Source organism: Roseateles sp. (genome assembly GCF_039595295.1).
Lineage (GTDB): Bacteria > Pseudomonadota > Gammaproteobacteria > Burkholderiales > Burkholderiaceae_C > Roseateles.
The window spans coordinates 68,267-87,868 of the sequence record NZ_JBCNLU010000023.1; the positions used below are offsets into that span (position 1 = coordinate 68,267).

Sequence of the window (19,602 nt, forward strand, 5' to 3'; positions counted from 1 at the left end):
GGTGGGAGCGTGGCAGTGCTCAGGAGCAATCGATGAACGATCGGATCCATGACCGGGCACCATCGGGTGCCCCATCCACCCGCTGGCGACCCGAAGTGCTTGCCTTCATCGACGCGCATCGCCGCGACGGCCACCGCTGCGCGCGCCTTGATCCTCTGGGGATATCCCGCCCCGCCGACCTCGGTCTTCTCGACCCCCAGCGCTTCGGCCTGCAACCGGGCGACTGGCTCTCACCGGCGGGAACGCCGCTCTGGAGCGCCCGCACCGTCGCCGATCTCGACCGCACGCTCAAGGCCGTCTACTGCGACGGCCTTGCCCTGGACGCCAGCGCGGTCCGCGACGACGCCCGCCGCGACTGGCTCTTCCGCGAGATGGAAGCCGCCCCACCCACGCCCGGCGGCGCCGCGCAACGCCTGGCCCTGCTCGAGCTGCTGGTCCGCGCGCAAGCCTGGGAGGCTCACGTCGCGCAGGCCTTCCCGCACGCGAAGCGCTTCTCGCTGGAAGGGAACGAGACGCTGATCCCGCTGCTGCACGCGCTTTGCGACGAAGCGGCCGGCTCAGGCGTGCGCCGCATCTTCCTGGGCATGCCGCATCGCGGCCGCGTCAACGTGCTGGTCAACCTGATGGGTCTGGCGCCGGCCCGCGTGCTCGACTACTTCGACCCCAAGTCCCCCACGCCCGAGCTGCACACCGACCTCGTCTACCACCTCGGCGGCGAGCGCGAGCTGACGACGCCGCACGGCCCCTTGTCGCTGACCCTGGCGCACAACCCCTCGCACTTGCAGAGCGTGCATCCGGTGCTCACCGGCATGGCGCGCGCCTGTCAGGACGCGCTGGACCGAGCACCTGGCGCTCAGGCCGACGCGGGCCGTCGCGAAGTGCTCGCGCTGATGCTGCACGGCGACGCCGCTTTCGCGGGGCAGGGCGTGGTGATGGAGACCCTCATGCTGGGCGGCAAGCCGGGTTACGGCGTCGGCGGCACGGTGCATGTGATCATCAACAACCAGGTCGGCTTCACCGAGCCCAATCCGATGAGCGCGTGGCCCGCGCAGTACTGCACCGACGTCACGCGCATGGTCGACGCGCCGGTGCTGCGCGTGAACGCCGACGAGCCCGAACAAGCGCTGCGCGCCGCCGCGATCGCCATCGCCTGGCGCGCGCGCTTCGGCTCGGACATCGTCATCGACCTGATCGGCTATCGGCGGCTGGGCCATTCGGAGAGCGACGTGCCGGCGCTGACGCGGCCTCACATTCACGCCATCACGCAGGCGCATCCGACGGTGGTCGATCGCTATGCCGCCGCGCTGAAGGCTGATGGCGTCACGCCGCCGGATGCGGACATGGCCTCGCACCTGACGCATGCCCGGGTGAGGGCGCATCAGGCGTTCGCCGATCCGTCGCTGCCGGACGAGGCCGAGACGCCGCATGCGCTGCGGCGACCCGGCGAGGCGCCACCGCTGGATGCGGCGGGTCTGCGGGTGCTGGTCGACGCGATGACGCGTCTGCCCGAGGACTTCGAGCCGCACGCGATGGTGCGCACGCTCACGGACCACTGGCGGCGCATGGCCGGCATCGCCGAGTCGCCGCTGCCGCTGGACTGGTGCTTCGCGGAGAACCTTGCCGTCGCCACCATCCTGCGCGGCGGGATGAACGTGCGGATTTCCGGCATGGACGTGCGACGGGGGACGTTTCTGCATCGGCAGGCGGTGTGGACCTCGCAGCGGAGCGGGAGCTCGGACGCGCCGGCGGAGTTCGTTCCGCTGCGGCAGATCCCGCCCGGCGGCGGACGTTTCGACATCTACAACTCACCGCTGTCGGAAGAGGCGGTGCTGGGCTTCGAGTACGGCTACAGCGTCGGCGCTGCGCGCACGCTGACGGTGTGGGAGGCGCAGTTCGGAGACTTCGTGAACGGGGCGCAGGTCTTCGTCGATCAGTACATCAGCTCGGGCGAGGAGAAGTGGGGGGATGCGTCCTCGCTCACGGTGCTGCTGCCGCATGGCAACGAGGGCATCGGGCCGGACCATTCGAGCGGCTATCTGAGCCGCTTCCTGCAGCTCTGCGGCGAGGACAACCTGCGTGTGTGCTGCCCGTCGACGGCGGCGCAGTGGTTTCATCTGCTGCGCAGGCAGGCGTTCGACACGCTGCGGAAGCCGCTGATCGTGATGTCTCCCAAGGGCACGCTGTATGTCGAGAAAGCCTCGCATGGGACGGTGGAGGAACTGACGGGCGGAGCGTTCAAGACGGTCATCGACGACGCGCGGGTGGAGCTGCCTCGGCAGGTGGAACGGTTGCTGCTGTGCAGTGGGAAGGTCCATTACGACTTGGAACGGGGCCGGCGCTCGGTCGCGCGGGCCGATCTGGCGCTGGCGAGGATCGAGCAGTTCTATCCGTTTCCCGCTGACGCGTTGATTGCGTTGTTCGCGCGGTATCCGGCGTTGGTGGAGATCACCTGGGTTCAGGAGGAACACCGGCAGCAGGGGGCTTGGGCGTTCATGCGGGAGCAGTTGGAAGAGATCCTGCCGGCACATTGCAAGCTGCGCTGCGTGGCGCGGCGGCCGAACGCGTCCGGTGCGACGTCGTCGCATGCGATTCATCAGCTGGAGCAGGTGGAGCTGGTGGCCAGGGCGTTGGGGGAGGCGTGAGCCCGCCCCTCACTGCCCCAACGAATCCGTCCGCCTCTCGCTCGACCCGCTGCCGCGCCCCTGCGCCTGCGGCCGCCCGAGCTGCAAGATCTCGATGGCATGACAAGCCGCCTCGGTCGCATAGGTCAGCGCCTCGTTCTCCGTCGCCCACACCCGGTCCAACGGCGGATGGACCACGTCCACCAGCCCGTCGACCAGCGCTTCTTCCGCATCGCTGCGCCGCCTTCCATGGTCCAGCAACCGATACCGTCCCAAGAACGATCCGCTCGCCTGAGCCTCTGCTTCCACGCGGTAGCTGATGCCGCGGTACTGTCCGTCGCGTTGCATGTCGGTCTCCGTTTTGTCCAACCCGATCGCGGCAATCCTCGCGCCCGAAGCTCCAGGCAGTGCTGGCGGTAATATCCGCCCCGTTCAGACCTGACCCCGATCCCGATCTTGGATGCTCTGCTCGCCCAGCTCTCCGCGACCGTCCCCGGCGCTCGCAATGTCGAAGACCTCACCCGCCCCTTGCTGGAGATGCTCGGCACGGTCACCGGCCTGGAATCCACCTACTTCACCACCATCGACCTGACTGCGGGCCGCCAGACCGTGGTGCTGGCCCGCAACGTCGGGGCCATGACCATCCCGGAAGGCCTGAGCGTCGACTGGTCCGACACCCTGTGCAAGCGCGCCCTGGAAGAAGGCCGCATGGCCACGACCGACGTCGGCGCCTGCTGGGGCGACTCCGATGCCGCGCGCCAGCTGGGCATCCAGACCTACGTCAGCGCCGCCGTGCGCGGCGACGACGGCGAACTGCTGGGCACGCTCTGCGCCGCCAGCGGCACCACCCGCCCGATCGCGCCGGAAACCGAATCCCTGCTCCGCCTGTTCTCCTCGCTCGTCGGCCAGAACCTGCAGCGCGAGCGTCTGGTGGCCGACCTGCGCGCCGCCAACGAGCAGCTCGCCACCTACGCCCTGACCGACGCGCTGACCGGCCTGCCCAACCGCCGCGCGCTCTTCGACGAGGTGCAGCGCCAGCTGCAGCGCGCCGCGCGTGACGGCAGCTGCGTGCTGATCGGCGGCATCGATCTGGACGGCTTCAAGGCGGTCAACGACCAGCTCGGCCATCACCGTGGCGACGAGTTCCTGCGCCAGATCGCCCAGCGCCTGTCGCTGGAGCTGCGCGGCTCCGACATGCTGGGCCGTATCGGCGGCGATGAGTTCGTCGTCGTCGGACCGGGTTTGTCCTTGAGCGGCCTGCCTCCCGTCAAGCATGCGCTGATCGGCGAGGGCGAACCCTTGCTGGCCGCCCGCACGCTGGAACAGCGCGCCACGCTTGCGACCGTGGGTCACTTCGATCTGGACGGCCGCAGCCTGCAGTACGCGGGCGCCAGCGTCGGCGTCGTTGCGATCAACCCGGTCGGCACGACCGCCGAGGAAGCGTTGCACCTGGCCGACGAGCGCATGTACGAGATCAAGCGCGCCCGCCGCCGGTCCGCGCCGGCACCGAGCGTCGCCGCCGCGCAGGCCGCGGAGTGACGCTCAGCGCGGTCGCGCCAGCTGCAGTTTCTCGATCAATCGATCCGCTTCGACCGGCTTGGCGACGTGGTCGTCGAAGCCTGCCGCGATGGCCGCGTCGCGGTCCTGCAGCGTCGCCAGGCCGGTAAGCGCCACCGCGTACACCGGCAGCGCGCCGGCGCCCAGTTCCCGTTGCCGCAAGCGGCGGATCAAGGCGTAGCCATCGGCACCGGGCATGGCCACATCGCTGATCAGCGCGTGGAAGGCCGGGCCTTCGGCGGCACCGCCCGCCGGGCCCGCATCGCCCGCCAGGCCCGCATCGCCCGCACCGCCCACGCTTGCCGAGCCAACACTGCCGTCCAGCCCGCCGGCGGTGTCGATGACGCGCCAGGCGTCCTCGACCGAGCCCGCCGACGCCACCTCGGCGCCCGCCGCTGCCAGCAGATGCGACAGCGCCTCCAGCGCATTCGGATCGTCGTCGACCACCAGCACGCGCAGCCCGTGCAGGTCGGCATCGCCCGCAGGGACGGCGGCCGGGGCCAAGGCCTCGCTCGCCAGATCGATCGCGGGGAAGCGCACCGTCAGTCGCGCGCCGCGGCCTTCGCCCTCGCTGTGCGCCGTCACCGTGCCGCCATGCGCCTGCACCAGGTGACGAACGATGGACAGCCCCAGGCCCAGGCCGCCGTACTCGCGCGTGCGGCTGATGTCGGCCTGCGTGAAGCGGTCGAAGAGCGTGGGCAGCAGATCCGGCGCGACGCCGATGCCGGTGTCCGTCACGGCCAGCTCGATCATCGGCCCGATGCGGCTCAGCGTCACCGAAATCCGTCCCCCACTGGGCGTGAACTTGATCGCGTTGCCCAACAGGTTGGCGACGATCTGCTGCACCCGCCGCGCATCCCCCTGGATGCGATGCGCCTGTTGCAGACCGGTGCCGCGCAGTGCCAGGCCCTTGCCCTCGGCCGTGGGGGTCAGCCCCTCGGTCACGGCGCGCACGCTGCCGGCGAGGTCCAGCGGCCGCATGTCCAGCGCCAGATGGCCGGACGAGATTCGCGACACGTCGAGCAGATCGTCGATCAGCTGAGCCTGCGACTGGCAGTGCTTGAGGATGGTCGCGATCGCGCGCGTGGCGGTGGCGTCAGTCAGCGTGCCCCGCTCCTGCGCCTGCTTGAGCACCGAGGCCCAGCCCGCGATCACGTTCAACGGCGCGCGCAGCTCGTGCGACACCATGCCCAGGAAATCGTCCTTGGCCGTGTTGGCGCGCTCCGCGTCGCCGCGCGCATGCTGGGCCTGACCCAGCGCGCACTTGAGTTCGTGAATGTCCTGGAAGGCGATCACCGCGCCGTCGATGCGATCGTCCGCGGTCCGATAGGCGCGGACATTGATCATCCACCAGCGCTCGCCGCTGTCCTGCAGTTCGTGCTCGACCGGAGCCAAGCCTTGCACCGCCGCCTGCACCAGCTGCTCCAGATGGCCGATCGCGAAGCGGTTGCTGACGTTGCCGATCGGTTGTCCGACCGCGTTCGCGCCCAGCCCGAAGAGCTGCGCCGCCTGTGGCGACGCGTGGCGCAGCTTGAGCTGTCTGTCCAGCAGCACCACCGGCAGGGGGATGCCCTCGACCAGATTGCTCAGGTCGTCGTTGACCAGGTCCAGCTGGTCGTTGCGGGACTTGAGCTCCTCGTTCAGCGAGATCAGCTCCTGATTCGCCGACTCCAGCTCCTGCTTGGCGCTCTGCAATTCCTCGTTGGCGCTTTGCAGCTCCTCGTTGGTGCTGAGCATTTCCTCATTGGCGGTGCGCAGCTCCTCGTTGGCCGACTCGAACTCGATCACCAGCGTGCGCAGCTGCGCCTGCGTGCCCTCGAGCTCGTCGGACAGCGTGGTCACCGTGCGTTCGAGTTCATCGACCCGCGCCCGCGGCGCGCCGGCCGCGGCGCCGACGGGCTCCGCGACGTCCTCGACCTGCGGAGCCAGCGTGACCAGGAAGTGCTGCAGCGCCTCGCCGGTCTCCAGCGGCAGGACCTCCAGCGAGTAGCGGCGCTCGCTGAAGGCCACCCGCTCGCGCCGCACGGGGGCGGCGGTACGTTTGGCCTCGATCAGCGCGGTGCGCACCGGGACGTTGAGCTCCGCATGCAGCAGCCGCGGCAGGGCCAGCGTGGCCTCGCCGCTCGCCGGGGCGATGAAGGGCGCGACCTCGCCGCGGAACTGCACCACGTCGCCTTCCTCGTTGACGACGAAGCCCGGCGGCGCATAGCGGGCCAGCGCCACGCGGTTGGCGGCCTCGCTGACCAGGTCGGGCGGCGGCGCCGGCGTGGGGCGCGGCGCGCTGCCTTCGTTGGCCCAGGGGCGCAAGGCGTCGATGGGGAACAGCGGCCGTTGGCGGCGCGCGTTGGCCAGCTTGCGATAAAGATGCGGCGCGCCGGCATGCTCGAAGCCGTCGGAGGCCGAGGTCGCCTCGGCGCGGCCCAGCAGCAGGAAGCCGTCGGCGCGGGTGGCGTAGTGCAGCACTTCGAAGACATGCTGCTGCGCCTCCTTGCGCAGGTAGATCAGCATGTTGCGGCAACTGATCAGCCCCATGCCCGAGAACGGCGCATGCGCCAGCAGGTTGTGGCGCGCGAAGACGCACATCTCGCGCAGGTCCTTGGCGACCAGATAGCCGCCGGCGCTGGGCACGAAGGCGGTGTCGCGGAAGGGCTGCGGCACGTTCTCGAGCGCCGCCGCGGCGTAGCGGCCGGCGCGCGCGGTCTCGATCGAGGCCTCGTTGATGTCGGTGCCGAAGATCTGCACGCGGCGCGTGATGCCCTCGGCGTTCATCGCCTCCTTGAGCAGCATCGCGATGGTGTAGACCTCCTCGCCGGTGGAGCAGGCCGGCACCCAGATGCGGATCGGGTCGTGGCGCAGTTCCAGCAGCTTGGGCAGCACCACCTGGCGCAGGACGTTCACGAACTCCGCGTCGCGGAAGAAGGCGGTCACGCCGATGAGCACGTCGTCGCGCAGTGCGGCGGCCTCGTGTGGGTCGGCGCGCAGGAAGTGCAGATAGGCGCCGACGTCGCGGTCCTTCTGCAGCAGCACGCGGCGCAGGAAGCGGCGGCGCAGGTTGACGTCCTTGACGTACGCCAAGTTGACGCCGGCCTTCTGCTGGACGATGGCCAGCGCGGTCTCCAGCGCGTCGGCGCTCTGGCTCTCGCCCAGCGCGGTGTCGGCCAGTGCGTGGGCCGGGTCGCCGAAGCGGCGCACCAGCGCGGCGGCGATGTCGGCCGGCGGCAGCACCTCGTCCACCAGTCCGGTGTTGATCGCGGCGGTGGGCATCCCGTCGTGCTCGGCGGACTGAGGCGCCTGCGCGATGACCAGGCCTCCCGCGGCCTTCAGATCGACGATGCCGGCGGCGCCGTCCTGGCCCGTGCCGGACAGGATGGCCACTGCGGCGTCGACGTCCGGATCCTGCGCCATCGAGGCCAAGCAGGCGTCGATCGGCAGGTGCAGGCCGGGCTGGCGGCGGGTCAGCCTCAAATGACCGTCGAGCGCGATGACGCCGGCGTTCTCCGGCATCACGAAGACGCGGTCGTGCTCGATCCGGCGCAGGTGCTCCAGGCGCTCGACCGGGAGCGCGGTGCGGCCCTGCAGCACTTCCGGGAGTTGGGTTTCCTCGGTCGGATCCAGGTGCGTGATCACCAGGACCGCGAAACCGGGGTTGGGGGGCAGGGCGCCGAGCACCGTCCCCAGCGCCTCGATGCTGCCTGCCGATCCGCCCAGCACGACCACGCGCAAGGGCTGTCGTTCTTCGGTGTCCACCCGGTGTCCTGTTCTGCCGCGAAACTCGGCGCAGTCTAACCGTGCGGGTTCGCAACGGCGGCTGTGCGCGTGGGGCAAGCGGCCTGCCAGGGCCTGCACAATCGCGGCCCATGAAAACCAACTATCTCCTGGCCGCCATCCTGGCATGCAGCGCCATCGGGGCCTTCGTCGCCGACAAGTCCATGAAAACCATCTTCGCGCTGGCTTCCGGCGGTATCGCCCTCTACGCGCTGTTGCGTCAGGTGATCTGATCGGGCCATCCTCCGCCAGGGCGGCGCTCGCCCTTCGATCACAGCCGGCGCCGCGCCCCCCGGGCGCCGCCGCCGTTCACCCGGCCGGTCCCGCCGTTCATCCCTCTCCCCCCGATATCCCCCCGCGACCACCCTATGGTGGGATGGCCCCGCTTCGGACGGGCGCCGATAGTGACGGTTCGTCAGGAGAGGACCCCATGCGACACCGCATCGCACGACCGGCTGGGCAGGCCGGCCGATCGCACCGCGCCAGCCATCAATTCACATCGGTCATGCAGCACATCCTGCGGCAGACCGAGGTGCTGCTGCAGCGGCGCATCCCGTTCAGCCCGTCCGGCTGGCCCATCGAGGCCGACACCCCCGCGCTCGACGGCCTGGAGGTGTCCGAGTCCACCTGGGATGAATGGACCGACGCGATGGCTCGGCAGGCCGGCCATCCCGGCTGAGGCCAAGGGGGCGTCCGCATCGACGCCCCCGTCCGTCCCCGTTCCGGGACGACGATCGCACGGCGCCGCTGTCCCTGCGCGACCGCGCTTCCACGCCGCGTCCACGCCGCTTCCCTTCCGTTCTCCTTCTGCTTTCGCGCCCGGCTCGACCGGGCGCTTTGCATTTCGGGTCGGGCGCTGATCGCCCAATTCCGCACGACCGCTGCGGGAACTTGAGCCGGCAAAGCGGGCGCAAGCCGGCGCATCTCGATCGTTCGGTGATGTGCATCACCCAGCGTGTGTCCATCCGCTGGATCCGGACCCTCATCGCGGCATGCCCGCCACCCCTGGCGGCGAAGAATCCGCTCACCCCAATGAACGAGAGCGCTTCGCCATGAACGTCAAGACCGCTTCTCCCGCATCGGCGCACGGCGCCGGTGCCGCCCACGCCGCCTCAGGCGCTTCCAAGAGCGCCAAGCCCGCGATGGCAGCCAACGGTGCCTCTGCCGGCAACGCGGATTTCTCCAAGATGCTGAAGAGCGCCCAGGCCGATGCCCCGGCCGCCGCCTCCGCCACCCGTGCGGCCCCCGCGACCGCGCCAGCCGCAGCGACGCCGGCCCCCGCGCTGGCGCCGGCCACGCTGGCGGTGGACACGGCCTCGCTGGCCGCCCGCGCCTGAACGCCGGAGATCGCATGACCAGCGTTGCTTCCTACTCCGGCGCGCTCGCCGACAGCGGCGGCCGAGCCACGGTGGCGGCCTCGGTGTCGAGCCCGGCGTCGTCCGGTGGTTCGCCCGAGCTGGGCTTGACCATCGGATTGCCGGTGCTCGGCGTGACCGCGACCTTCAGCGCCGAAAGCCTGCAGGCCCTGGCCGGATCGGCCGCGGATGTCGTCACCGGCGCGGCCAGCGACATCGGCGAGGCCGGGGCGAACGTCGTCAAGGGCGCGGCCCAGGCGGCCACGCGCGTGATGAACGCAGTCGGCGACGGCGCGGGCGCGGTGCTGGATGCGGCCGGCGAAGCGGGCTCGCAGGTCGCGAGCGTCGCGGGCAACGTCATCGGCTACGGCGTCATGGCGGCGCTGGCCGGCGGCGCGGTGCTGGACGAGCTGGTCTGAGGGTCAGGTCATGCGCGCTTCCCCGATTCGAGCGACGCTGCGGCGACCGCTGGGCCTGCTGCTGGCGCTGGTCGCCGCGGCGGGACTGGGCGGCTGCGGCATCCTGAGCCCACTGCCGGCCTGGGAGCTGGTCAAGGCGACCGGCACCGCGACCTCGACGGCGCTGGCCACGGCCGCGCCGGCCAAGGCCAGCAACACGGTGCATCACGGCGACGCGCCGGTGCGCGATGTCTGCATCGAGTTCAACCGCAATGCGCCGCTCGAAGACCTGGTCCCGTCGCTGCAGGCGGAGCTGCGCCGGCAGGGCGTGGAGAGCCGCGTCTACGAGCCGGGCACCGGGCTGCAGCAATGCGGCGTGTGGCTGCGCTACGTGGCGACCATCGAATGGGGCGTGCCGCCGATGGCCAGCGCCTATCGGGCGAATCTGAGCGCCGCGTCGCTGAGCCTGCATCGCGCGGACGGGACGCTGCTGTCGACCAGCAGCTACCAGGCCGAGGAGAACTACGGCATCGCGCGCTGGGCGGGCACGCGCAACAAGATCGCGCCGGTGGTGAAGGCGCTGATCACCGGCTTCGAAAGCTGATTCCGAACGTCGATCGCGAGCGTCGATCGCGAGGATCGATCTCGAAGATGGATGTCGAGTTGATACCGAGTTGATGTCGAGCGCCGATCGCGAGCGCAGAGGGAGACACAGGATGAGCCAATCGACGAAGGAACCGATCCAGCAAGGGCGCGCGCGCTGCGCGGGCGCCGTGTTGATCGCCGGGGCGCTGCTGGGCGCGTGCGGCAGCCCGACGCCGCCGACGGTGCCGGGCCCGATGCTGGTGCAGCCGCCGCAGGCCGCGATGTACATCGAGCGGCCCTCCAACGGCGCGATCTATCAGCCGGGCATGTCGCCAACCTCGCTGTTCTCGGGCGAAAAGCGACCCAGCGCGATCGGCGACACCTTGAAGGTCGACATCCAGGAGACCTTGAAGGCGAGCCAGAAGCAGACCACGGACACCTCGCGCGACAACAAGGTCGCGGTGAAGGGGCCGGGCGGCAAGAGCAACGTGGGCGCGGTGGAGCGCCTGCTGAACCTGGACGCCAACGCGTCGGGCAGCGACTCCTTCAAGGGCGCGGGCACGACGGAGACGGACAACAGCTTCGTCACGCAGGTGGCGGTGAGCGTCATCAACGTGCTGCCCAACGGCAACCTGTTGGTGGCGGGGGAGCGCAACGTGGGCCTGAACAAGGGCGTGAACACGCTGCGCTTCTCGGGAATCGTCAATCCGCGCGACATCCGCCCGGGCAATGTGGTCGCGTCGCGGGACGTGGTGAACGCGAGCCTGGAGAGCGTGGCGCAGGGGGACGTGTCGGAGGCCTCGTCGCGCAGCTGGTTGCAGCGCGTGCTGGCCAGGAGTCTGTCGATCTGGTGATCGGGACGCGCGTCAAAGCGCAAAGGGGCCGGCGCCACGGGGCTTATCGACCGATCGGCGCGGGGACTCCGCTTCTATAACCAACGATTCGCCGTCAAGGCGCTCGCGAAGTCCGCCACAGGCGCGGAGGGCGGAGCCTTGTCCGGCGGGTTTCATCGCACGACAAGCATGAGCACGAGAGGGACGCGAACGCCGCGCATGGACGGCGACCCGGCGACGGGAGACGACTGGCTGGCCGATGGTCAGATCCGGACTTACCGTCGCGGGCAGAAGATCATCGAGGCCGGCAGTCCGCTGGCCGAGTGGATCGCGATCAGCGGCGGCGCTGCCTTTCTGGCGGCGCGGGTCGCGGCCGACACGCGCGTGGCGGTGGCGGCGCTGTGGCTGGGGGACGTGATCGGGGCGGACTCGCCGCTGGGCAAGCTGGCGGCGCGCTACGACGTCACGGCGCTGGTGGACGTGACGACCATCCACATTCCGCTGACGCGGGTGAAGGATCCGCATGCGCCGCAGCGCGATGCGGCGACGGGGGAGCTGTATGCGGCGACCGCGTCGCGGCTGCAGGATCAGATCACGATGCGCCTGGCGGGCAACGGCCTGCAGCGGCTGGTGAGCGTGCTGGCGACGCTGGCCGCGGCGCTGAGCAGCACCCCGCGGGCGATCGCGATCGGGAACAGCCTGTCGCTGCCGGTGTCGCAGGCCTGCATCGGGCAGCTGTCGGGCTTGTCGCGGCGGCAGACCTGGATCTACCTGGGACAGCTGGCGGAGAAGGGCTGGAGCCGGACCTCGCGGACCAAGGTGACGCTGGAGGGCGTCAACGCGTGGCTGAGCCTGATGGCCGAGGTCGAGATCCGCGGGCTGGATTGCATCGCGACGGTGGATCAGTGCGACATGGTGTTGTCGGAGCTTGCCAGCAAGAGGTCATTCACGAGGTGAGGCGAGAGCCGTAGAGTCGCCTGCAGTCGCCGGTGCCGTCCGTGGCGGTGCGGGGTCAGCTGTTGATCGAGTTGCAGGCGACTGTCGGGCTTGACGACAGCGGGTCATTCACCGCTTGAGAGTCGCGGACGACTGCGTCCCATTCGCCGTCGGGAACGACCATCGCGGCGCTGGCGGATACGCCATCACGCCCATACCTTGGTTCAATAGCCCGCCCTCGACGATCTTGGTCTGATCCCTGCCATTCCCCGAATGGCATGAGGTCTCCCATGAACCCAAATCGTCTCGCGTCCCTGTTCATTCCGGCGGTGCTCGCGATCGCGTCGCTCACCGCGTCGATGTCGGTGTCGGCCAGCGACAAGCCGGCCAAGCCCGCGCCGCCCGCCGCAGCCGCGTCGACGCCTGTGGCTACCGTCGGCGGCAAGCCCGCCTCTCCGATCTACGGCGTGGTGCTGCCCGACGGTTATCGCAACTGGCAGATGGTCGGCGTCGCCACCGAGGACGCTCCGCTCGACGAGTTGCGCGCCGTCGTCGGCAACAAGCTCGCGATCGAGGCCTACAAGCTGGGCAAGCTGCCGTTCCCCGACGGCGCGATGCTGGTCAAGCTCGCCTGGAAGCGCGAGCGCTCCAAGGAGTTCCCGGCCGCCACGGTCCCCGGCCATGCCACCACGGTCCAGGTGATGGTCAAGGACTCCAAGCGCTACGCCAGCAGCGGCGGCTGGGGCTACGGCCGATTCATCAACGGACAGCCCGTCGACGCCGCCCAACATCAGACCTGCTTCGGTTGCCACGACTCGCTGGTCAAGGACCGCGACGACGTGTTCACCAAGTTCGCGCCATGAGCCCGTCGACTCGACCCCTTCGTCGCCGATGCCGCGCTCAGCGCGTGCGCGGCGCGGGTCGAGTACGAATGGATAGGTCTTCGAGCCGATCGGGCAGGTCCGGTCGCGCTCGGCCGCTTAGAGTCGTGCGCGTCTCCCCTTGCTCCAGCCATGACCGATTGCCCGCCCGAAATCCCGGCCTGCGCAGCTGATGCCGCAGGCATCGACATCAACGTATCGACCGTCCGCGTCGACGATGCGACCGGCCCGATGCCGCGCGAGATCGGCCGTCTGCGCCAGGTCTTGCGCGGCCCCGCGCTGCCGTTCACGCGACCCGGCAGCTTGAGCGGCATCGGCAAGACGTCCGTCGAGGACGCGGTGCGCGTGTCCGCAACGGGACTCGACGGCGATGAGCAAGGCGATCTGCGCGTGCATGGCGGACCGGACAAGGCGGTGCACGTCTATCCCTGGGCGCATTACCCGAGCTGGCGCAGCCTGCTGAAGGGCAACGCGCAGGCGATCGACTTGCTGCGGCATCCGGGCGCCTTCGGAGAGAACTTCAGCCTCGACGACCAGACGCCGTCGGGCGAGCCGATCGACGAGCACACCGTGTGCATCGGCGATCGCTGGCTGATCGGGAATGCGCTCTTCGAGGTCAGCCAGGGCCGCCAGCCCTGCTGGAAACTCAACGACCGATTCGCGCAGGCCGACATGGCGGCCCAGCTGCAGCGCAGCCTGCGCACCGGCTGGTATCTGCGCGTGCTCGATACCGGCAGCGTCCGTGCCGGTGATCCGATCCTGCTGGTCGCCCGGCCGCATGGCGATTGGCCACTCGCGCGGTTGCTGCGCGTGATCGCGGACCGCGACACCGATGCCACCTTGCTGCGCGAGGTGCTGACGCTCCCGCTGCCGCCCTCGTGGATCAAGCTCTTCGCCCGCCGCCTGGAATCGGGCGAGGTGGAGTCGTGGGTGAATCGGATGGCCGGGCCGGCCGAATCAGGGCGTTGAAGCGTCGACGCTTACCCCGCCCGGCGCCCCAACATGATGATCAGCATCCCCGCCAGGCTCACCGCCACGCCGAGCCAGTCCGTCCCGGTCGGCTTGATCTTGTCGACGACCATCAGCCAGACGATCGCCACGCCGATGTACACGCCGCCATACGCCGCGTAGACACGGCCCGCCGCCGTCGGATGCAGCGTGAGCAGCCAGGCGAAGAGCGCCAGGCTCGCCGCGGCCGGAACCAGCAGCCACGCCGACTTGTCCTGCTTCAGCCAGAGATAGGGCAGGTAGCAGCCGACGATCTCGGCCAGCGCGGTGAGGATGAACAGGCCCAGGGTGCGCAGGATTTCCATGGCGGGATTTTGTCGACTCCGCCAGAGCGGTCACGGCCTCAGGCGGCGAACCGGATCTCCGCCGCTTTCCTGGCCTCCATCCGCGGCCCGAAGCCGTTGAGGTTGCGCAGGATCAGGGTGTGGTGGTCGATGATCTGCGGCGCGGTCAGATCGCCGAAAGCAATGGTGGTGTGAGCGTCCTCGACCAGGGTGACGTCGTAGCCCGACGAGAGTGCCCGCCGCGTCGACGTGTCCACGCAGAAATCGCTCTGCGCGCCGCACACGATGAGGTGGGTCACGCCCAGCCCCTTCAGCACCGGATCAAGATCCGTCTGGTGGAAGGAGTCCGGCGAGGTCTTGAACACCCGCCGGTCCTCGGGCAAGGCCGCGAGCCGGTCGTCCAGCTGCCAGCCGTCGCTGCCGTGGCGCATCTGCTCGCCGTCCGCCTCCTCGTGCTGGACGAAGATGACTGGCGAGCCGGCCTCGCGTGCACGAGCGATCAGGCCGTTGACGCGATCGATCACCGCGCCGACCTCGTGACAGGCGTACTCGCCGCTGCACAGCGCGCGTTGCAGATCGATGATGAGCAGGGCGGTGGTGTTGGCTGTCGTCATGGCGCGCGGCTCCTGGATGTGGAAGCGGACCAGCATACGCGGCCCGAATGACCGGGCCGGTCGTCATCGCCCCGCGGCGACCGGCGACGACCGGACGAGACCGGCGGGACTCAGAACTTGTAGTTCAACACCACCCGCATCGCGCGGTTGTCCCCGCGCATGCCGTTGGGCTTGTCGAGGTTGAGGTTGTCTCCACCCAGCCGATTCGTCGGCGCGCCTGCCGCCGGCGCATTCCCGATCCAGTCGTCGAAGCCGCCGTAGTTGTTGGCGCCGAAGACGTTCAGCACGTCCAGCCGCAAGGCCACGCGGTGGATGCCGTAGCGGAACTCCTTGCCCACGCTCACGTCCACCTGCCGGTAGCTGGAGGACTTGCCCTCCACCAGCACGCATTGACCGGCGCCGCCCGTGCAGTCCGTCAGCCGGCGCGGGAAGCCGCTGGCATACGTCCCCTTGGCCGCGAAGGTCAGACCCCAAGGCAGCAGCTTGTCCGTCATGAAAGCGCCCACCAGCCGGTGCTTGTCCACCAGCGTGCTCGGATTCCAGCTCCGCCCCGGCCGCCCGTAGGTCCAGTCGAAGACGTCGTTGCTCCACTGCAGATTGGTCGTCTTCGCGTCGCTGTAGGTGTAGGCCAGCGTCGCGGTCCAACCCGAGGCCTCGGTGTAAGGCTTCTCCGCCTTGAGGAACAGCGAGTCGGTACGCGTGCGCCCGATCGTGTCGCCCAGCACCAGCTGGCCGTAGCCGTCCGGTCCGCCCCACAGCGGGTCGATGCTGGCTTGCTGCGCGAAGCCGCCGTTGGGATCGCGGTTGCCGCTGAACCAGACGAACTGGTTCTTGGCCTCGACGCGGCTGATCGCGATCTCGCCGTTCCAGGTCGGCGTGAGCGCCTGTCGCAAGCCAATGCTGAACTGGTCCGCGTAGGGCATCTTCAAGTCGTTGCGGATCAGCCAGATCTCGCCGCCCGGCGCCTGGTTCTTCTGGAGCTCGTCCAGCGCGTGATTGGCCATGGTGCGGTCGTAGCTGCGGCCGTAACCCCCGTAGACCACCGAGGCGCGATCCCCGAAGAGGTCGTAGGAGAAGCCCACCCGCGGCGCGAATGCGTTCTTGAAGGCCTTGCGTGAGCTGCCGCTGCTGACGTACTGCCCGATGTCGATGCCGCCCTTGGCCAGCGATTGCGCGTAGGTCTGACCCACCGCCGGCGCGATGCCGAAGCGCGTCACGTCTGGCGCGAGCAGCGCGGCGATGCGATCGGCCGGCGTCGCATAGCCGTTGTTGAGCATGTTGTCCTCGTAGTCCCAGCGCAGGCCGAGGTTGAGCTCGAGCTTGCGCGTGAGCGTCCAGTCGTCCTGCAGATAGAGCCCCCACTGCCGGTTCTTGAAGGACACCGCCGTCGGATCGGTCGCGCGCCGGATGTTGCATTGGTCGCTGGTGCGGCCGTTGTTGGAGACGTTGGTCCCCAGGCAGTTCGCGCCGTCCCAATAGGGCTGACCGGTCACGTTGTCGATGAGCACGTCGACCGAGTCGACCGCGTTGGCGGTGCCGCTCAGGTCGTAACGCATGTCCTTGAGCTTGAGGCCGCCCTTGACGACGTGACCGTCGAATCCGGTGTAGGTCAGCTCCTCCGACACGAACACGCCGCGCTGCTTGCGCCGCTGCGCGTCGGGCGAGCCGCCGTCGATGATCACGTCCTGCGAGGTCGTCAGCGCCTGCGGCGTCGAGGTCGACACCTTGTAGCGCACCATCGGTGTGTCCGACGAGGACTGCGGATTCCACACGTAGTCCTCGTAGCCGATGCGCGCCTCGCTGAGCCAGTCGTCGCGCGCCCATTCGTGCTTGAGGTCGACGCGGGTCTCGTCGTTGCGCCGCTCCTTGTCGTTGCCGGGCAGGGAGAGGTTGCGGTCCTCGGCGATGCGGTCGGTCTCGCGCCGCAGGCGCGCGCTCAGCGTCAGGCGATGCTCGTCGTTGAGCTGCGCGTCGAGCTTGCCGAAGAACAGGTCCTCGTGGAAGGGGTCGACCTGGTTGCCCTGGCGCGCGCGCAGGCCCGGCACGATGCCGGCGTCGGGCAGCTTCTCGAAGTTCTGGCCGATGATCTGGCGCGAGTCCTCGATGCGCTTGCCGTCGTAGGCAAAGAAGTAATGCAGCCTGTCCTTGACGATGGGACCGCCGATGCTGCCGCCGTACTCGTATTTCTCGGACGAAGGCCGCTTCACGCCTTGCGCCTCGCGCGCTTTCTCCAGCGCGTTCAGCGAGCGCCAGTTGGTGCCGGTGCGGTCGGCGTAGAGCTCGCCGTGCAGCTCGTTGGTGCCGGACTTGGTCACCGCGGTGATCGCGGCGCTGCTGACCTGGTCGAACTCGGCCTTGTAGTTTTGCGTCAGGACCTTGTACTCGGCGATGGCCGATTGCGGGAAGGGGTTGCCGCGCGAGTTGTCCTGGCCGCTCAGACCGCCGCGCAGGATGTTGTTCTTCTGTCCCACGCCGTCGATGAAAACGTTCAGGTGGTCGAAGTCCTGCGCCCCCGATTGCAGCTTGCTCAGACCCGAGGCATCGCTGGAGAAGGCCACGCCCGGCGCCAGGTCCGCGGCGCTGAGGAAGTTGCGCGTGTTCTGCGGCAGCGCCTCGATCATCTTCTGCGAGACCGTGGTGCCGACCTGCGAGTCCTTCACGCCTTGGCGGATCGCGTTGCCCTCGACGGTGACCTTGCCAAGTTGCACCGGCTCGGCCTTGCCGTCGACGGCGGTCGCCGGGGGCGCTGCGGCCTGCAGGTCGAGCGCGGCGCTCTCGCCGACGGACAGCGTGATCTGCTCGGTCTTGAGCGGCGCGCCCGAGGCGTCGAGCACGCGCACCACATAGCTGCCCGGCGCCAGGCCGATCAGCGCATAGCGGCCGTCGGTGCGGGTGGCGGTCCGATAGCTGGTGCCGTTCGCGGTGTTGACCGCGGTGATGGTGAGGCCGCCGTTGGCCGCGCCCGGTGCGACCGTGACCAGACCGCGCACCGTCGCGCGGCTGACCTGGGCGTGCGCGCCGCCGGCGCTCAGCGCCAGGGCGAGCGCGGCGGCGATCGCGGTGAGGGAGACGAATCGGGGCGCCGGCGTCGCGGGCGACCTCATGTGGGTAGCCCCGCCTTGGCGCGTTTCATCTGCTCGTTGAAGACCTGTTCCAGGCTCTTCTTTTCAGGCAGTACGTAGACGATGCCCCCTTGCTTGCCGAAGGTCGGCCACAGGGTCTGCTCGAAGAATTTCACCGGCATGTTGATGCAGCCGTAGCTGATGCGGTTGTCCTTGGGCGTCGGCGAGGCCAGACGCTCCAGGCGGCGCTCGGCCGGATTGGTGGGGCGCACGCGGTGCATGGAAACGGCGGCGTCGTAATCGACCCAGAGCACGTCTTCATGCGAGGCGTTGCGACCCGGCTGTGCGACGAATCGGCCCGCCGGGGTGGTGCGTTCGGAGGGGCGGACCTCGGCGATCGGGCGCAGGCCGATGCCCGCGACGCTGTCGTCGCCGGCCGCATAGCCCAGCAGCACCGGGGTGGACGCGACCAGCTTGCCGTCCGGCTTGAACACCAGCACCTGCGCCTGGCGCTTGTCCAGGATGGCGAAGGGACGGCCGTTGTGGTCCCAGCCCGCCATCACCCATTGCGCCAGCAGGCGGGCCTGCTTGGACACCTTGGTCTTGCCGAAGTCGGCCGTGCCGGTCTGCCGCGGAGGTGCGGGAGATCGCGCCGCCTGATGGACGGGCTGGCCGGACGCAGGCGTCGAGAGATGACCAGATGCCATCGGCACGGGCGCCGGTCGCATCTGCTTCATGAGATAGGTGGCCGCCGGCCACGCGAGCAGCGCGGCGGCCAGGCCCAGCGCCAACCCCTGGGCGGCCCAGCCGGCGCGCTCCCGCAGGTGCTTGGGGATCCGCTCAGGCGCCGGGGAGGGCGGCGGCGGATCGCCGAAGTAGTACCCGCTGGAGGCTCTCAGCATGATGGGCTTTCAGGAGTCATCGAAGGATCCTCGGACGCGAGGCAGTGGACTCGGTCCTCGGATCAGGCGTCGGGGCCTTGAACGTCAGACCGCGATCAGTTGCGGTCGGCGCGCGGAGCCGGCGTGCCGGCGGCCGTGGGCTCGCTGGGCAGCGGCTCTTGCGTGGCCGGCTGCTGCTGGGTCTGCCATTGCTCCGACGACTGCGGCTGCGATTGCTGCGACTGGGCTTCCGATTGCATCTGCTGCGACTGCTCGGCGCCGCTGGCCGGCTGGTCGGCCGGGGTCATGCTCTGCTCGGCCGGGACGGCTTGCTGCGTCGGGTCGGTCTGGGTGGACGGGTATTGCTGCTGCTGCGTCTGCGCGTTGGGGTCGGTGTTCTCGACCTGCGCGTAGGCCAGGCCCAGCACGCTGGCGAAGGCGGTCAGCGCAACAGCGCCGGTGACAAGGGACTTGGTGGCGTTCATGTGTCTCTCCTTTGGGCTTGAAGGGCCGATCGGGTGAGATCGGTTAGGAGCAACTGTGGACGTCCGGCGGGTCCGCTTCCGTGGGTTGAGAACGCGAGCGCTTGTAGGACAAACGGCAGCTTTCACATCGATACAAAACGGGAGCCGGTGTCGCGGTGAAACGGCCGGAAACGACGTGTTCATCGGGGCAAGCGGCGATCCTGTGCAGCTCGAAGACCCTCTCCCCCGCCCTCTCCCGCAAGCGGGCGAGGGAGTAAAGGCGACCCAGGTCATCGAGCGCATCAAGCGCATCAAGCGCATCGAGCATCGAGCATCGAGCATCGAGGACATCGAGGAC

The 19,602-nt window shown here is 69.4% G+C and carries 18 protein-coding genes; 11 read left to right on the top strand and 7 right to left on the bottom strand.

Annotated features, from left to right (window positions below):
* Positions 1-32: 32 nt before the first annotated feature.
* Positions 33-2,642 carry a 2-oxoglutarate dehydrogenase E1 component gene (locus ABDW59_RS16760; protein ID WP_343631086.1) on the top strand — a complete coding sequence of 870 codons (2,610 nt, stop codon included), beginning with the start codon at positions 33-35 and terminating at the stop codon, positions 2,640-2,642.
* A 9-nt stretch (positions 2,643-2,651) separates the two neighbouring features.
* Here the strand turns inward: ABDW59_RS16760 and ABDW59_RS16765 are convergent, their stop codons facing one another.
* Positions 2,652-2,969, bottom strand: a complete 318-nt coding sequence (locus ABDW59_RS16765) for a hypothetical protein (protein WP_343631088.1) — start codon at positions 2,967-2,969, stop codon at positions 2,652-2,654.
* 108 nt (positions 2,970-3,077) lie between these two features.
* On the opposite strand from ABDW59_RS16765, the gene ABDW59_RS16770 reads away from it, so the two are divergent.
* Entirely contained in the window at positions 3,078-4,160 is a 1,083-nt protein-coding gene (locus tag ABDW59_RS16770; RefSeq protein WP_343631090.1) for a diguanylate cyclase, read from the top strand.
* Between the two features lie 3 nt (positions 4,161-4,163).
* Here ABDW59_RS16770 and ABDW59_RS16775 read toward each other — a convergent pair whose 3' ends face one another.
* Positions 4,164-7,925: a CheR family methyltransferase gene (locus tag ABDW59_RS16775; RefSeq protein ID WP_343631092.1), complete on the bottom strand. Its 3,762-nt coding sequence runs from the start codon at positions 7,923-7,925 to the stop codon at positions 4,164-4,166.
* Positions 7,926-8,035: 110 nt separating this feature from the next.
* Between ABDW59_RS16775 and ABDW59_RS16780 the strand changes: the two genes are divergently transcribed.
* The 9 genes from ABDW59_RS16780 (at position 8,036) to ABDW59_RS16820 (ending at position 13,900) form a co-directional block, all read left to right on the top strand.
* Positions 8,036-8,176 carry a hypothetical protein gene (locus ABDW59_RS16780; RefSeq protein WP_169806124.1) on the top strand — a complete coding sequence of 47 codons (141 nt, stop codon included), beginning with the start codon at positions 8,036-8,038 and terminating at the stop codon, positions 8,174-8,176.
* Positions 8,177-8,373: 197 nt separating this feature from the next.
* A complete protein-coding gene (locus ABDW59_RS16785) occupies positions 8,374-8,622 on the top strand; it encodes a hypothetical protein (protein WP_343631097.1) in 249 nt (82 codons plus the stop codon).
* A 373-nt stretch (positions 8,623-8,995) separates the two neighbouring features.
* Positions 8,996-9,280, top strand: a complete 285-nt coding sequence (locus ABDW59_RS16790) for a hypothetical protein (protein WP_343631100.1) — start codon at positions 8,996-8,998, stop codon at positions 9,278-9,280.
* 14 nt (positions 9,281-9,294) lie between these two features.
* A complete protein-coding gene (locus ABDW59_RS16795) occupies positions 9,295-9,717 on the top strand; it encodes a hypothetical protein (protein WP_343631102.1) in 423 nt (140 codons plus the stop codon).
* Positions 9,718-9,727: 10 nt separating this feature from the next.
* The gene (locus ABDW59_RS16800; protein WP_343631104.1) at positions 9,728-10,300 is read left to right on the top strand and encodes a cell division protein FtsI; all 573 of its coding nucleotides are present in this window, start codon (positions 9,728-9,730) and stop codon (positions 10,298-10,300) included.
* Positions 10,301-10,412: 112 nt separating this feature from the next.
* A complete protein-coding gene (locus ABDW59_RS16805; protein WP_343631106.1) occupies positions 10,413-11,135 on the top strand; it encodes a flagellar basal body L-ring protein FlgH in 723 nt (240 codons plus the stop codon).
* A 168-nt stretch (positions 11,136-11,303) separates the two neighbouring features.
* Entirely contained in the window at positions 11,304-12,071 is a 768-nt protein-coding gene (locus tag ABDW59_RS16810; protein ID WP_343631108.1) for a hypothetical protein, read from the top strand.
* 338 nt (positions 12,072-12,409) lie between these two features.
* Complete coding sequence (locus ABDW59_RS16815) at positions 12,410-12,913, top strand: cytochrome P460 family protein (protein ID WP_343631127.1); 504 nt, start codon at positions 12,410-12,412, stop codon at positions 12,911-12,913.
* 249 nt (positions 12,914-13,162) lie between these two features.
* On the top strand, positions 13,163-13,900 hold the full coding sequence (locus ABDW59_RS16820; protein ID WP_343631129.1) for an MOSC domain-containing protein: 738 nt from the start codon (positions 13,163-13,165) through the stop codon (positions 13,898-13,900).
* Between the two features lie 11 nt (positions 13,901-13,911).
* On the opposite strand, the gene ABDW59_RS16825 is transcribed toward ABDW59_RS16820, so the two are convergent.
* From ABDW59_RS16825 to ABDW59_RS16845, 5 genes are all read right to left on the bottom strand, one after another.
* Positions 13,912-14,244, bottom strand: a complete 333-nt coding sequence (locus tag ABDW59_RS16825; RefSeq protein WP_343631112.1) for a YnfA family protein — start codon at positions 14,242-14,244, stop codon at positions 13,912-13,914.
* Between the two features lie 38 nt (positions 14,245-14,282).
* Positions 14,283-14,837 (bottom strand): cysteine hydrolase family protein, encoded by a 555-nt coding sequence (locus tag ABDW59_RS16830; protein ID WP_343631114.1) that lies wholly within the window; start codon positions 14,835-14,837, stop codon positions 14,283-14,285.
* Positions 14,838-14,947: 110 nt separating this feature from the next.
* Positions 14,948-17,941 carry a TonB-dependent receptor gene (locus tag ABDW59_RS16835; protein WP_343631117.1) on the bottom strand — a complete coding sequence of 998 codons (2,994 nt, stop codon included), beginning with the start codon at positions 17,939-17,941 and terminating at the stop codon, positions 14,948-14,950.
* Positions 17,938-18,801, bottom strand: a complete 864-nt coding sequence (locus ABDW59_RS16840; protein ID WP_343631119.1) for a hypothetical protein — start codon at positions 18,799-18,801, stop codon at positions 17,938-17,940. The genes ABDW59_RS16835 and ABDW59_RS16840 overlap by 4 nt, the downstream gene beginning before the upstream one ends.
* A 95-nt stretch (positions 18,802-18,896) precedes the next feature.
* Entirely contained in the window at positions 18,897-19,265 is a 369-nt protein-coding gene (locus ABDW59_RS16845) for a hypothetical protein (protein ID WP_343631121.1), read from the bottom strand.
* Positions 19,266-19,602 lie beyond the last annotated feature (337 nt).

What these genes read in the sequence shown, in the direction of transcription:
- ABDW59_RS16760 (WP_343631086.1), top strand. Translation starts at nt 33, where the DNA reads ATGAACGATCGGATCCATGACCGGGCACCATCGGGTGCCCCATCCACC.
- ABDW59_RS16765 (WP_343631088.1), bottom strand. Translation starts at nt 2,969, where the DNA reads ATGCAACGCGACGGACAGTACCGCGGCATCAGCTACCGCGTGGAAGCA.
- ABDW59_RS16780 (WP_169806124.1), top strand. Translation starts at nt 8,036, where the DNA reads ATGAAAACCAACTATCTCCTGGCCGCCATCCTGGCATGCAGCGCCATC.
- ABDW59_RS16785 (WP_343631097.1), top strand. Translation starts at nt 8,374, where the DNA reads ATGCGACACCGCATCGCACGACCGGCTGGGCAGGCCGGCCGATCGCAC.
- ABDW59_RS16790 (WP_343631100.1), top strand. Translation starts at nt 8,996, where the DNA reads ATGAACGTCAAGACCGCTTCTCCCGCATCGGCGCACGGCGCCGGTGCC.
- ABDW59_RS16795 (WP_343631102.1), top strand. Translation starts at nt 9,295, where the DNA reads ATGACCAGCGTTGCTTCCTACTCCGGCGCGCTCGCCGACAGCGGCGGC.
- ABDW59_RS16800 (WP_343631104.1), top strand. Translation starts at nt 9,728, where the DNA reads ATGCGCGCTTCCCCGATTCGAGCGACGCTGCGGCGACCGCTGGGCCTG.
- ABDW59_RS16805 (WP_343631106.1), top strand. Translation starts at nt 10,413, where the DNA reads ATGAGCCAATCGACGAAGGAACCGATCCAGCAAGGGCGCGCGCGCTGC.
- ABDW59_RS16810 (WP_343631108.1), top strand. Translation starts at nt 11,304, where the DNA reads ATGAGCACGAGAGGGACGCGAACGCCGCGCATGGACGGCGACCCGGCG.
- ABDW59_RS16815 (WP_343631127.1), top strand. Translation starts at nt 12,410, where the DNA reads ATGTCGGTGTCGGCCAGCGACAAGCCGGCCAAGCCCGCGCCGCCCGCC.
- ABDW59_RS16820 (WP_343631129.1), top strand. Translation starts at nt 13,163, where the DNA reads ATGCCGCGCGAGATCGGCCGTCTGCGCCAGGTCTTGCGCGGCCCCGCG.
- ABDW59_RS16825 (WP_343631112.1), bottom strand. Translation starts at nt 14,244, where the DNA reads ATGGAAATCCTGCGCACCCTGGGCCTGTTCATCCTCACCGCGCTGGCC.
- ABDW59_RS16830 (WP_343631114.1), bottom strand. Translation starts at nt 14,837, where the DNA reads ATGACGACAGCCAACACCACCGCCCTGCTCATCATCGATCTGCAACGC.
- ABDW59_RS16835 (WP_343631117.1), bottom strand. Translation starts at nt 17,941, where the DNA reads ATGAGGTCGCCCGCGACGCCGGCGCCCCGATTCGTCTCCCTCACCGCG.
- ABDW59_RS16840 (WP_343631119.1), bottom strand. Translation starts at nt 18,801, where the DNA reads ATGCTGAGAGCCTCCAGCGGGTACTACTTCGGCGATCCGCCGCCGCCC.
- ABDW59_RS16845 (WP_343631121.1), bottom strand. Translation starts at nt 19,265, where the DNA reads ATGAACGCCACCAAGTCCCTTGTCACCGGCGCTGTTGCGCTGACCGCC.